This window comes from Bacteroides sp. HMSC067B03 (assembly GCF_001811315.1).
GTDB lineage: Bacteria > Bacteroidota > Bacteroidia > Bacteroidales > Bacteroidaceae > Bacteroides > Bacteroides faecis.
This window is the reverse complement of sequence record NZ_KV804301.1, coordinates 160,864-173,143: the sequence shown is the minus strand read 5'-3', so window position 1 is coordinate 173,143 and position 12,280 is coordinate 160,864. Positions and strand designations below refer to the sequence as shown.

13 protein-coding genes are annotated in these 12,280 nt (G+C 44.0%); 7 read left to right on the top strand and 6 right to left on the bottom strand.

All coding sequences use genetic code 11. The annotated features are described in order from the left end of the window. Positions 1–64: 64 nt before the first annotated feature. From HMPREF2794_RS06380 to HMPREF2794_RS06365, 4 genes are all read left to right on the top strand, one after another. Positions 65–1,312, top strand: a complete 1,248-nt coding sequence (locus HMPREF2794_RS06380) for a DUF1015 domain-containing protein (protein ID WP_010537838.1) — start codon at positions 65–67, stop codon at positions 1,310–1,312. 232 nt (positions 1,313–1,544) lie between these two features. After that, a complete protein-coding gene (locus tag HMPREF2794_RS06375) occupies positions 1,545–2,153 on the top strand; it encodes an IMPACT family protein (protein WP_010537839.1) in 609 nt (202 codons plus the stop codon). Between the two features lie 52 nt (positions 2,154–2,205). Continuing rightward, complete coding sequence (locus HMPREF2794_RS06370; RefSeq protein WP_010537840.1) at positions 2,206–3,291, top strand: HpaII family restriction endonuclease; 1,086 nt, start codon at positions 2,206–2,208, stop codon at positions 3,289–3,291. A 42-nt stretch (positions 3,292–3,333) separates the two neighbouring features. Further along, entirely contained in the window at positions 3,334–3,903 is a 570-nt protein-coding gene (locus tag HMPREF2794_RS06365; RefSeq protein ID WP_010537841.1) for a nitroreductase family protein, read from the top strand. Between the two features lie 196 nt (positions 3,904–4,099). On the opposite strand, the gene gcvP is transcribed toward HMPREF2794_RS06365, so the two are convergent. From gcvP to HMPREF2794_RS06345, 4 genes are all read right to left on the bottom strand, one after another. Beyond that, entirely contained in the window at positions 4,100–6,949 is a 2,850-nt protein-coding gene (gcvP, locus tag HMPREF2794_RS06360; RefSeq protein WP_070751173.1) for an aminomethyl-transferring glycine dehydrogenase, read from the bottom strand. Positions 6,950–7,089: 140 nt separating this feature from the next. After that, entirely contained in the window at positions 7,090–7,728 is a 639-nt protein-coding gene (locus HMPREF2794_RS06355; RefSeq protein WP_070751172.1) for an MBL fold metallo-hydrolase, read from the bottom strand. A 21-nt stretch (positions 7,729–7,749) separates the two neighbouring features. Further along, positions 7,750–8,370, bottom strand: coding sequence for a 16S rRNA (guanine(527)-N(7))-methyltransferase RsmG (gene rsmG / locus HMPREF2794_RS06350; protein WP_070751171.1), 621 nt, complete (start codon positions 8,368–8,370; stop codon positions 7,750–7,752). Between the two features lie 113 nt (positions 8,371–8,483). Beyond that, a complete protein-coding gene (locus HMPREF2794_RS06345; protein WP_070751170.1) occupies positions 8,484–9,335 on the bottom strand; it encodes a DUF3298 and DUF4163 domain-containing protein in 852 nt (283 codons plus the stop codon). A 224-nt stretch (positions 9,336–9,559) separates the two neighbouring features. Between HMPREF2794_RS06345 and HMPREF2794_RS06340 the strand changes: the two genes are divergently transcribed. Together HMPREF2794_RS06340 and HMPREF2794_RS06335 are read left to right on the top strand one after the other, a co-directional pair. After that, positions 9,560–9,793 (top strand): YecH family metal-binding protein, encoded by a 234-nt coding sequence (locus HMPREF2794_RS06340; protein ID WP_010537846.1) that lies wholly within the window; start codon positions 9,560–9,562, stop codon positions 9,791–9,793. A 286-nt stretch (positions 9,794–10,079) separates the two neighbouring features. Continuing rightward, on the top strand, positions 10,080–10,568 hold the full coding sequence (locus HMPREF2794_RS06335; protein ID WP_229099411.1) for a hypothetical protein: 489 nt from the start codon (positions 10,080–10,082) through the stop codon (positions 10,566–10,568). A gap of 16 nt (positions 10,569–10,584) precedes the next feature. Here HMPREF2794_RS06335 and HMPREF2794_RS06330 read toward each other — a convergent pair whose 3' ends face one another. After that, complete coding sequence (locus HMPREF2794_RS06330) at positions 10,585–11,508, bottom strand: cation diffusion facilitator family transporter (protein ID WP_010537849.1); 924 nt, start codon at positions 11,506–11,508, stop codon at positions 10,585–10,587. Positions 11,509–11,512: 4 nt separating this feature from the next. Next, entirely contained in the window at positions 11,513–11,692 is a 180-nt protein-coding gene (locus HMPREF2794_RS06325; protein WP_055270000.1) for a hypothetical protein, read from the bottom strand. A 138-nt stretch (positions 11,693–11,830) separates the two neighbouring features. Here HMPREF2794_RS06325 and HMPREF2794_RS29420 point away from each other — a divergent pair, with 138 nt between their 5' ends. Continuing rightward, positions 11,831–12,229, top strand: coding sequence for a hypothetical protein (locus tag HMPREF2794_RS29420; RefSeq protein WP_055269997.1), 399 nt, complete (start codon positions 11,831–11,833; stop codon positions 12,227–12,229). The last annotated feature ends 51 nt before the right edge of the window (positions 12,230–12,280 follow it).

Sequence of the window (12,280 nt, the reverse complement as noted above, 5' to 3'; positions counted from 1 at the left end):
ATTTGAGCCACAGATTTTCATGAAGTCTGTGGCTTTTAATTTATATATATAAAATACTAATATCATGGCAATAATTAAACCTTTCAAGGGCGTTCGTCCGCCGCAAGACCTGGTTGAACAGGTTGCTTCACGTCCTTACGATGTGTTAAATTCAGAAGAAGCACGTGCAGAAGCAGAAGGAAACGAAAAGTCTCTTTATCATATCATTAAGCCCGAAATAGATTTTCCTGTTGGCACGGATGAGCACGATGAGTGTGTCTATAAGAAAGCTGCCGAGAACTTCCAGTTGTTTCAGGATAAAGGCTGGTTAGTGCAGGATGCTAAGGAAAACTATTACATCTACGCCCAGACCATGAACGGGAAAACTCAGTACGGGCTGGTAGTAGGCGCTTATGTTCCTGATTACATGAACGGCATCATCAAGAAGCACGAACTTACCCGTCGTGATAAGGAAGAAGACCGTATGAAGCATGTCCGTGTGAACAATGCGAATATCGAACCGGTATTCTTTGCTTATCCCGATAATGCGAAACTGGATACAATCATTCGGAAATATACCGCCGAGAAGCCTGTTTATGACTTCATCGCTCCGGGTGACGGCTTCGGGCACACTTTCTGGATTGTTGACCAGGACGAAGATATTGCTTCGATAACTGCTGAATTTGCTAAAATGCCGGCTCTTTATATTGCCGACGGACATCACCGTTCCGCTGCTGCCGCTTTGGTGGGGGCTGAGAAAGCAAAGCAGAATGCGAATCATCGCGGTGATGAGGAGTATAACTACTTCATGGCTGTATGTTTTCCTGCCAATCAGCTGACTATCATCGATTATAACCGTGTAGTAAAAGACCTCAACGGACTGACTCCCGAACAGTTTCTTGCAGCATTGGACAAGAACTTTGTTGTAGAGGAAAAGGGAACTGAAATTTACAAACCGTCCGGTTTACACAATTTCTCGCTCTATCTGGGTGACAAGTGGTATAGTCTGACTGCAAAGGCAGGCACGTACAATGACAATGATCCTATCGGTGTACTTGATGTTACTATTTCTTCAAATCTGATTTTAGACGAGATTTTGGGAATAAAAGACCTCCGTTCCGATAAGCGTATCGACTTTGTTGGTGGTATCCGTGGTCTGGGAGAATTGAAGAAACGTGTCGACAGTGGAGAGATGAAAGTAGCTTTGGCACTTTATCCTGTATCCATGAAGCAACTGATGGACATTGCTGACACCGGTAATATTATGCCGCCCAAAACGACTTGGTTCGAACCGAAACTTCGTTCGGGACTAGTAATTCATAAATTGGATTAAAGTATATACTTTATAAAAATCGAGCGGTCAATCTCTCACAATCAACAAGATGTTTGTGAGAAGTTGACCGCTTGTTTGTGTTGAAATAACCGCTCGATTGCCTCTGAATGGCCGTTCGAATCTGCCTGAAAACCTGCCCGATTGAATCAAATGAGGCAGTCGTTTCGGTGAGATACTCTAATATTTTCGGGCAGCAGATGGAATTTCATCAAGAAAGCCGTATCTTTGCGGCATGACTGCTGAAGATACTTATAAAACTATCGTCGAACCTTCCGAAGGTATTTATACAGAAAAGCGAAGCAAGTTTATTGCCATCGCCTTGCCTGTGCGTACCCTTGATGAGATAAAAGCGCATCTTGAAACGTATCAGAAGAAGTATTATGATGCCCGGCACGTATGCTATGCTTATATGTTGGGTGCGGCGCGAAAGGATTTCCGCGCCAATGATAATGGTGAACCTTCGGGAACGGCGGGAAAGCCCATCCTCGGGCAAATAAACTCTAATGAGCTGACTGACATTCTGATTATTGTAGTCCGTTATTTTGGAGGGATCAAGTTGGGTACGAGCGGACTGATTGTTGCCTATAAAGCAGCCGCTGCCGAAGCAATTTCCGCCGCTACCATTATAGAAAAAACGGTGGATGAGGAAGTGACTGTGATGTTTGAATACCCTTTTATGAACGACATTATGCGTATTGTAAAGGAGGAAGAACCGGAAATTCTCAGTCAGTCGTACGATATGGATTGTAGCATGACGTTGCGTATCCGTCGTTCCATGATGCCCAAACTGCGTGCACGATTGGAGAAAGTAGAGACTGCACGGATTCTTGAAGAAGAGTAATCCATTGCAGCTTGTCAGGCAGAATGAATGTAATAAAGAAAAGTAAGAATATATGGCATTTGAAGCAACAAAAAGAGAATGGTGTGAACTCTATACTTTCTTTCGTCTATTGGCGGAAGGAAAAGTAGCGTTGGGCACGGCTAAGGCGAAGAAGGGAGAGATCAGCTGGCCTGTCGCAATGATTCAACGGGAAGAACATGACGGAACACGCTGTTATTATATAGAAAAAGAGAGTGTCCGCATCAAAGGCGAAAATAGTGAGAAGTCCGTTCCCCGGGAAGATTTCGGGATTGTGGCAGAGTTAATCTTACAGGCCGTCAAATCTTCTTCGGAAGAGGAGGTCACTTCTCCCGATGGCGTGGAAGAGTTTCTGGATGAGGTCGCTATTTTCGATTTGGAAGCAAAGACGGAAGATCGTACCGATTTTTATATTGCTTTCTGGCATCCGGAGGCACCGTTGAGCGGGTTCAGCGTCCGTTCGCGGCTGGGGGCTATGAACCCGTTGTTGGACGGAGGCCGCACAGCCAACTTGAAACTGGAGCAGAGCGGAGTCAAATTTGCGACTCCTACCGTAAATAAGATTAATGCGTTGCCGGAAGCTCCTAATGAAGTGGCAGAGCGAATGTTGCTGATTGAACGCTTGGGCGGGGTACTCAAATATTCGGACGTGGCAGATCGGGTATTCCGTAGCAATCTTTTGATGATTGATTTACATTTCCCCCGTGTGCTGACTGAAATGGTACGCATCATGCATTTGGATGATATTACCCGTATCAGCGAATTGACGGAAGTAATCAAACAGATGAACCCGTTGAAGATAAAAGATGAGCTGGTAAACAAACATGGTTTTTATGAGTTTAAAATAAAGCAGTTCTTGATGGCGTTAGCATTGGGCATGCGTCCGGCGAAGATATATACAGGACAGGATTCGGCTGTTGAAGGTATCTTGTTGATGGATGGGAGCGGAGAAGTACTTTGCTATCATAAGTCAGAAAGACCGGTGATGGAGGATTTTCTGTTTCTGAATACCCGTTTGGAGAAAGGCTCTCTGGATAAGGACAAATACGGTTTTCTGGAAAGAGAAAACGGAACGTATTACTTCAAACTGAATGCCAAGATCGGGCTCGTAAAACGATAATTGCAAGTGGTGAACGAGTTGTAAGTATAGTAAATATAGTATATGAAAACGAATGAAGTTTTAGAGAACATCAAAGCGCGTCGTAGTGTACGGGCTTATACTGACCGGCAGGTTTCGGAAGAAGACTTGCAGGCTATTTTGGAAGCTGCCACTTTTGCCCCCAGTGGGATGCACTTGGAGACGTGGCATTTTACTGCCATTCAGAATGCAGATAAACTGTCTGAATTGAATGAACGGATTAAAGGAGCTTTCGCTAAAAGTGACGAGCCGAAATTACAGGAGCGCGGTCACAGCAAAACGTATTGCTGTTATTATCATGCCCCGACTTTAGTGATCGTATCCAATGAACCGACGCAATGGTGGGCCGGTATGGACTGTGCCTGTGCTATTGAGAATATGTTTTTGGCTGCCCATTCTCTGGGGATCGGTTCTTGCTGGATCAATCAGTTAGGAACAACTTGCGATGATCCCGAAGTCCGTGAATTGATAACTTCGCTGGGTGTACCGAAAGACCATAAAGTATATGGCTGTGTAGCTTTGGGATATGCCGATCCTAAAATCTCAATGAGGGAGAAGGCGGTCAAGGCTGGAACAGTGACTGTTGTCAGATAGGACCCAGCTATGTTTCCGGCAAACATGGAATGAAGGCAGTATGATAACCGGAAGATTCCGGCATCGTTTCTTATGTTCATTTAGCTCGGTGCTTATCGGAATACTTCGGTGCCTGCAAAGGTAAGCCCGGAGCTCAGCAGATGCGAGCCCCGGGCTTATTTTTTCCTGTGTACAGATTTCCTCTGGAAGTTTATTCTTATTCGAACCTTCCGTAGCGGGTCGGCAATAACTTCCGGTCTCCCAACGTATTGTCTACGCGGGCCACGTTCACCCAGAATTTATTATCACGTACGCTTTCTATCGGATACGCAGCTTTTTCGCGTGTATAAGAATGTTCCCAATTATCATTCACAATCTCATATTCGGGATGCGGGGCATTGATTAATACATTGTCATTCTTGTCTGCTTCTCCATCTTTCACTTCTTGGATTTCTTTCCAGATATTCAGCATGACATCCACGAAATTATCCAGCTCTGCTAAACTTTCGCTTTCGGTCGGCTCAATCATCAGCGTACCGTGAACAGGGAAGGAGAGAGTCGGTGCATGATAGCCATAATCCATCAGGCGTTTGGCAATATCATTCTCAGAGATTCCCGTTTCTTCATGTACTTTGCGGCATTCCAGAATCATTTCGTGTCCAACGAAACCGGTAGCTCCCCGATAAACAATACCGTAAGTATCTTTCAGACAGGCAGCCAGATAGTTGGCATTGAGAATGGCGATTTTAGTTGCCTGAGTCAGCCCTTCTGCTCCCATCATCCGGATATAACCGTACGTGATAGGCAAGATACCCGCACTACCGAACGGAGCTGCGGAAACTTGGTTTTGTGTATTGCCGAAGATCGAGTGTCCCGGTAAGAACGGCACCAGATGCTCTGCTACACAGATAGGACCTACACCCGGACCGCCACCACCATGCGGTGAAGCAAACGTCTTATGTAAGTTCAAGTGACAAACATCTGCACCGATGAATCCCGGATTGGTCAATCCTACTTGTGCATTCATGTTGGCCCCGTCCATATATACTTGTGCGCCGCAGGCATGGATAATCTCACAGATTTCTTTTATTTCCGTTTCGAAGATACCGTGTGTTGACGGATAGGTAATCATCAATGCTGCCAGTTCTTCTTTGTTTTCCAAGGCTTTGGCACGCAGGTCGTTCATATCCACATTTCCTTGCTCATCGCATGCGCAGGTGACGGTCTCAAATCCGGCTTGTATGGCAGATGCCGGATTTGTGCCGTGTGCCGAAGCCGGAATCAATATCTTATTGCGGTGTCCCTGACCGATACTTTCAAGATATGCACGAATAACGCGCAGGCCGGCATATTCTCCCGCAGCACCCGAATTTGGCTGCAGGCTGACACCTGCAAATCCGGTGATAACCTTCAGATCCTCACTCAGATTGCCGATCAGTTCACGATATCCTTCTGCCTGATCCTCCGGTACTAACGGGTGCATGCTCATAAATTCCGGACGACTCAAAGGCAGCATTTCAGCGGCTGCATTGAGCTTCATAGTGCACGATCCGAGAGAAATCATAGACTGTGCCAATGAAATATCCTTCCGGTCCAGACGTTTGATGTAACGCATCATTTCCGTTTCCGTATGGTATTTGGAGAATACTTCATGCGTGAGAAAAGAGGTGGTACGTTTCAGCGTTTTGTCGATGTTGCTCTTTTCCGGTACATCTTCTACCTTCTGGTAATCCTTGCCGGCAGCGATGGCGAAGATGGAAAGCAGCACATTCGTAGCTGCTACATCTGTTGTCTCGTCAATGCTGAAGCCTACATCTCCATTCTCATAATAGCGCAGGTTTACTTCCTTGCTCAATGCAATCGTGCGAATCTGTTGGGCTGAAACGTGTTCCGGCAGTTCGAAACGTAGTGTGTCGAAATACTGTGTATTGACTTGGGTATATCCGAATTTCTTTAATTGCTTGTCAAGGAAAACGGTGATGCTGTGGATGCGCGAAGCAATCGTTTTGATTCCTTCCTGTCCGTGATATACGGCGTAGAAGCCGGCCATTGTTGCGAGTAATGCCTGAGCCGTACAAATATTGGAAGTCGCTTTTTCCCGTTTGATGTGCTGTTCGCGTGTCTGCAGGGCCATTCGGTAGCAGAGTTTGCCATATTTATCTTTGGACCATCCGATGATTCGTCCCGGCATATTCCGCTTGTACTCGTCACGTGTGGCGAAGTAACCAGCCGAAGGACCACCGTAAAACATCGGTGTACCCAGGCGTTGTGTGGTACCGAATACAATATCCGCTCCCCATTCTCCCGGAGGGGTCAGCAGGGCAAGGCTCAGAATATCGGCGGCAACGGCAACTTTACAGTCCGCGTCATGTGCTTTCTTCGTAAAGTCGGCATAGTTTTCTACATTTCCGCTGGAATTAGGATATTGAAGAATGCAGGCGAAGATTTCCGGTGAGGGTTCGAATTCTTTGTATCTGCCTACGCGCAATTCAATTCCTTGTGGAATGGCACGTGTAGTCATTACTGCTAAAGTCTGCGGGAAAATGTTTTCGTCTACAAAGACTACATTGGCACCTGCTTTCTGCTGAGTGCGTGAACGAAGTGCGTACATCATGATTACGGCTTCGGCAGCGGCAGTCGCTTCATCCAGCAGCGAACAGTTGGCAAGCGGCATAGCGGTGAGATCACAGACGGCGGTCTGGAAATTCATCAATGCTTCCAGTCTTCCCTGTGATACTTCCGTCTGATAAGGCGTGTAGGAAGTGTACCACACGGGATTTTCGAATACATTCCGTTGGATAACGGCAGGAGTAATTGTATTATACCACCCCAATCCGATGTACGTAGTATACAGTTTGTTTTTACTTGCCAGTCCGGCAATGTGTTTTCCAAATTCGTATTCCGTCAACGGACTAGCCAGTGCCAGTGGTTCCTTCAGGCGGATGTTGGCAGGAATGGTTTTGTTGATCAGTTCATCCAGTGAGTCTACGCCTATTTTACGAAGCATCACGGCTGTGTCTTGTTCATTGATGCCGATGTGACGGCTAGCTAACAAATCTGTTTTCATAATTTTTGATTTATAAGTATTGAGTATTAGGTATTAGGTATTAAGTATTAGGTATTATCCATGCGGATATGCATATCATCAGCCACGGCTATCATCAGCTTCGGTTAATACCTAATACTTAATACCTAATACCTAAATTACTATCTGAAAAATGGGTTCTCTGCTTTTTCCATTCCGATGGTCGTAGGTGCACCGTGTCCGGGGTAGACGACTGTCTCGTTAGGAAGTACGAATAGACGGCTGCAAATGTGATCGATCAGTTCGTCGAAGTTGCCTCCTGACAGGTCGGCGCGACCGATACTGCCTTGAAACAATACGTCACCGGAGAACATGCAGTTGTCTTCTTTACAATAATACACGAGGCTGCCGGGTGAGTGTCCGGGAACATGGATTGCTTCCAGCTTGGTGTGTCCGAAGGTGATAATATCTCCGTCGTGCAGATATTTTCCCAATGGAACCGGCTCTTCCTGTAATTGGAAGCCGAACATGCGGCTTTGTTTCGGAGCTTCATCAATCCAGAACTCATCTGCTTTGTTGGCTTCTGCCGACAGGCCGAATTCTTTCAGCATAAATGGATTGCCGAAGATGTGATCCAGATGTAAATGAGTATTCAGCAGATGCTTCACATTCAATTCATTGGTGAGGATGAACTTCTTTAGTGCTTGTTTTTCCTCTTCATAGAAGCAGCCTGGATCAATGACCACCGCCTCTTTTGTGTCATCCCATAAAACGTAGCAATTTACGGGAAACATATTAAATTCAAATCTCTTTATTTTCATGGTTTTGGTAACTCCTGATTCCTATATTTGTGAATATACTACCTTTTTGGTTTCAAAGAACTCTTCCTCAAAGTCTTCGCTCAGGCTGTGGATGACTGTTTTATGCTTGAACGGCATCGTTTCGTGCTCCAGTTCGCCTCCTTTGAGACAGATCAGTCCGTTAGGCAGAGCATTCTGCTGCTTGGGAGAAATGTTCTTTTTGATAATCTTGATCAGGTCCGCCAAAGGCATTACGGCACGACTTACCACAAAGTCGAACAGTTGTTTTTCCTCTTCTGCACGGGCATGGCGGAAGGTGACGTTTTTCAGTCCGATGGCATTTGCCACTTCTGTTGCCACGCGTACTTTCTTGCCGATGCTGTCTACCAGATGAAACTTGGTATCGGGGAAAAGAATTGCGAGCGGAATGCCGGGAAAGCCTCCTCCTGTACCCAGATCCATGATGCTGGTTCCGGGACGGAATTGAATCACTTTGGCGATGCCTAATGAATGGAGCACATGATGCTCGTATAAATTCTCGATGTCTTTGCGGGAGATGACGTTGATTTTCGCATTCCAGCCGATGTAGAGGTCGTATAGAGCAGCAAACTGTTGGCGCTGCTCTTCCGTCAGATCCGGAAAATATTTCAGTATGATTTCCACTTTAAGTATTTTGAATGGTGAATTTAGAATTATAAGTGAAATGAATATCCTCTTGCATCACACGGGGCAATAACAATAGGATATTCATTGGTGTTCAATCTTTTAATAACTGTTTAATCTTTCAAATCTCCGAGAATAGGGTTGCTGCCCAGCAGGTGTTCCATCATGGCGTATGGAATCGTGACTTTGACAGGACCCATCGAATACGGTGTGATATCGTATATATTATAGTAGAAGGTGATACCTTCCTTGCTCAGATAAAAATTTTCTGTCGGTGTGATGTCTCCGGTCGAGGCATATCCCATGTCTTCCAGTGCCTCGTGTGTTGTCACTTTGTTGTCGGCCATCAGCTGGTTCCATATCAGGTCTGTCAGGGCTTCCTGATAGTCGCCTACAAAAATATCGTCGAGGCGAAGCGGACGCATCAGGGTAAGGTCCATATTTAGGAAAGTTGACATGTACATGCCATGTGCGCCTCCGGTATATTCGTTATAGTCAACGCGGTATACAAGCAGGTCTTTCTCATATAGTTGCACATGACTTTCGATGCTCTTGTAGTAGGAATACCATGCGCCTACTACTGCATCGCTCTCTTTATTCTTTTCGTCTTCGGCATACATAGGCTCCTGGTCGTGGCGGTACTCGTCAATATAGCTCTGAGCGTATTGCTTCACTACTGCTTCCGGTTTTTCGCCGATATATTTGTCTCCGAAGCATACGGAGATGAAGTATGCATTCAGACTATCTTTCAGCATATCATCCGATGACTTGACAGGATAGGCGAAGTTGATGATAATATTGCATGCCGGTTTGGCTGTATCATTAAAGAGGTGTGCCGTCTCGTTTACCTGTATACTATCGAACTGTAATGCTCCTGTGTTTTTGTTCATCTTGTCATGACAAGAAAACAAAAAGCCGCTTACCGAAAGTATAACCGCAAGCAGGCTGACATATTGTTTTTTCATACCCGTTTTTTCTATAAATTCAACATTGATCATATCTATCACTATCGACAAATATAAATGAAATAACCGAATACTGCGAATAAAAAAGGAAAAATATTCAGCTAGTTTTTTGGGGAATGCATATAGGGGATGCCATTGTTAATGATTCTTTTTTTCTTGCTTTTGTCACATATGTTACAGTTTTAATCGATGCACTGCACTTATCTTTGCAGAAAAAATAGATTATGGAACAGTTACATGCACATGAAGTCCTTCACATGATGGAGGGAAATAGTTATACTGAAGCAACTCTGAGAGCTGCAATCGTGGAGAAGTTTGGCGAACATCAGCGTTTTTATGCTTGTTCGGCAGATAATATGGAAGTAGACGAACTGATAGAGTTTCTCAAAAGAAAAGGGAAATTCATGCCAGCCGGTGAAGAGTTTACGGTGGATATCAGTAAGGTTTGCAGCCATTGATTCTTGGCGGGTGCTGTGGATAGCCAAGCGGTATAGTTAGTCAATAGGGATAATTGGACGAAGAAACGACGGGAGATACTTGTTCTAAAAGTATCTCCCGTCGTTTCTTCAGGGTGTGAGGGGGGGATGAAAAGGGCTTGTTAGTTGTAGGTTGCCCCTGTTGTTTTTCTTAGCTAAGGAAATTTCATAGGTAGGGAAATCCCTACTTGCAAATAGGAAGAAGTCTTTGCAAAGAGAGTTTTCTCATGCTACATTTGTAGTATAAAACTACTAAACTATACTTAATATGAAAAAGAATCAGTACCTTATGTCTTTGTTGCTGGTGATACTGCTCAGCAGTTGCTATACCAGCAGAATTAATTATGAAAAATTGAGTCGTATTCAACTCGGAATGTCTTCTGGAGGGGTGATAGCTATTTTGGGTAAGCCAACTTATCGAAGTTTTGATGAAAAGGAAGAGGTCTTAGAGTTTTGCTATGGATTAAATATCGCAAAGATTTGGTTTGTTGATGATAAAGTAACTAAAATGAAGAATTATTATGACTATGATTGTAATAAAATTCGGATCGTAGAGGATAAGAAAGAAGACGATAAATCCTCAAAGAAAGATAAAAAAGAAGATACAAGTTCCAGAATACGTGTAACGACGGATGGAAAGCATATAATACAGACCGGTTCCATCATAGTCACTCCGGATGGAAAACATGAAACAGTGGTAAGTGATCTGGGTGGAATCATTATAACAGGGTCCGGTGAACATATACATGTTCATTAATACTTGCAGTTAATAGTTAATTCACCATACCTTTATCAATTCCGAATTTCTCATCTGTCTGGCATTCACCGGCAGGTTCTACATGTACCAAAATATCATAGACATTGTCTATAGAGCTTTTTATACTTTTTTCCACAGAATCGGCTATCTGATGTGCCTGTGTGATTGTTATTTGCGGGTTTACCTCTATGTCGAGGGTAATCATATAAAGATTCCCGATCATTCTTGACCTTACCCGGTGTGGATTACTCGCACCGGGTACTTGCTCCACCGCTTCGAATATCTTATTATATACATTGACATCTTTGACTCCATCCATCAATTCTACATTCGAATCGATGAAAATACTGATCGAAGATTTTATAATAAAGAGACTGATGATTAGTCCTGTGATAGAGTCGAGTATAGGCAGTTTGAATATGAACGTGAATATAAGTCCCAGCAACACACCGGAGGAGATGATCACGTCATTACGCATATTGATCGCATTGGCTGTCAGCATGGAACTGTCTATTTTCTTTCCCTGTTTGTATTGATATGAAGCCAGCAGGAGTTTGCCGATGATAGAAAATATAGTGACGTATATAGCAATGGCCGACGGAATTTCTTTACTCTCGTCAGTGAAGATGCTTCCAATGGATGATATCAACATTTGCACACCCGCGTAAAAAATCACAAGCGACAGAATCTTAGTTGCAATCCCTTCGGCCTTTTCATAACCGAATACATACTTCTTGGAAGGCGGCTGATTGATAATGCGTGCTGTGAAAATCATGACAATGGAGATGATTACGTCCGTTGCCGAATCGATGCCGTCGCCCAGCACGGCAAGACTGCCGGCAAATAAGCCTATGATGATTTTTGATGCGGAAAGTATGGCGTTCCCGATAGTACTTATCCAAGAAGTTCTGATTAATATCTGCTCCCTTTTTGCTTTCATGTGATTAAGCCTTTGACATACCGGTTAATATGTAGCTGCCTTTCAAGTTGTTTTCTTTCATATAACTGACCACTTCTACCCGACAGGCCGACATTAAAGCGTATCCCGTTAAGTTCCTGTTTATAGCTTTGATGAACGAATACTCTGTATCGTTGTGGATGAAAGATATACGATGATATTCCATAACATAATGTGTTTAATAAGGACTAATATGTGGTCAAATATACGGATAATATCAGTAGTATGGATGAAAAAGGAGAATTATTTAATTTGATCATATTGCTGGAATAGTACATTTTTATTTTTATCTTTGTCTCCCGAAATGAAAAGACTAGCCTACATAACAGCAGTGATTCTTTCTCTCCTGATTATCTATTCAGGGGCAGGAGTGTCTATTGTCCATTACTGCTGTTCCCGTTGTGAGGCAGTGCAAGGCTGTTGTGCCAATGGCTGTCCCAAGTGTAAGAAGTCTCATACGTGCGATTCAAAGAAAGACTGTAGAGAAAAGGGCTGTACAGCCACTATCTATAAGCTCGATTTGATGAAGCATGTTTCCGCACTGACAGTTTCTGTTCCAGTGGTAACGCTTTTCTGTGAACAATCTTGTCAGTTATTTGCTTTTGCCTCCATAGATCAAACGGCAGACTATTCCAGTCTTCCCTTTCCACCACCTCCCTGTCCGAGGCAGAAGTTGGCGTTACATTCTGTTCTCCTGATTTAGCGTTATTTCATTTTTTTGTGTCCGATGGAACTTTGTTTTCAGCCATTGCAG

Bases quoted from the DNA above. Each gene is read 5' to 3' on its own strand.
- gcvP (WP_070751173.1), bottom strand. From the start codon at position 6,949: ATGAAAACAGATTTGTTAGCTAGCCGTCACATCGGCATCAATGAACAA.
- HMPREF2794_RS06355 (WP_070751172.1), bottom strand. From the start codon at position 7,728: ATGAAAATAAAGAGATTTGAATTTAATATGTTTCCCGTAAATTGCTAC.
- HMPREF2794_RS06325 (WP_055270000.1), bottom strand. From the start codon at position 11,692: ATGGAATATCATCGTATATCTTTCATCCACAACGATACAGAGTATTCG.
- HMPREF2794_RS06330 (WP_010537849.1), bottom strand. From the start codon at position 11,508: ATGAAAGCAAAAAGGGAGCAGATATTAATCAGAACTTCTTGGATAAGT.
- HMPREF2794_RS29420 (WP_055269997.1), top strand. From the start codon at position 11,831: ATGAAAAGACTAGCCTACATAACAGCAGTGATTCTTTCTCTCCTGATT.
- HMPREF2794_RS06375 (WP_010537839.1), top strand. From the start codon at position 1,545: ATGACTGCTGAAGATACTTATAAAACTATCGTCGAACCTTCCGAAGGT.
- HMPREF2794_RS06380 (WP_010537838.1), top strand. From the start codon at position 65: ATGGCAATAATTAAACCTTTCAAGGGCGTTCGTCCGCCGCAAGACCTG.
- HMPREF2794_RS06365 (WP_010537841.1), top strand. From the start codon at position 3,334: ATGAAAACGAATGAAGTTTTAGAGAACATCAAAGCGCGTCGTAGTGTA.
- HMPREF2794_RS06370 (WP_010537840.1), top strand. From the start codon at position 2,206: ATGGCATTTGAAGCAACAAAAAGAGAATGGTGTGAACTCTATACTTTC.
- HMPREF2794_RS06335 (WP_229099411.1), top strand. From the start codon at position 10,080: ATGAAAAAGAATCAGTACCTTATGTCTTTGTTGCTGGTGATACTGCTC.
- HMPREF2794_RS06345 (WP_070751170.1), bottom strand. From the start codon at position 9,335: ATGAAAAAACAATATGTCAGCCTGCTTGCGGTTATACTTTCGGTAAGC.
- HMPREF2794_RS06340 (WP_010537846.1), top strand. From the start codon at position 9,560: ATGGAACAGTTACATGCACATGAAGTCCTTCACATGATGGAGGGAAAT.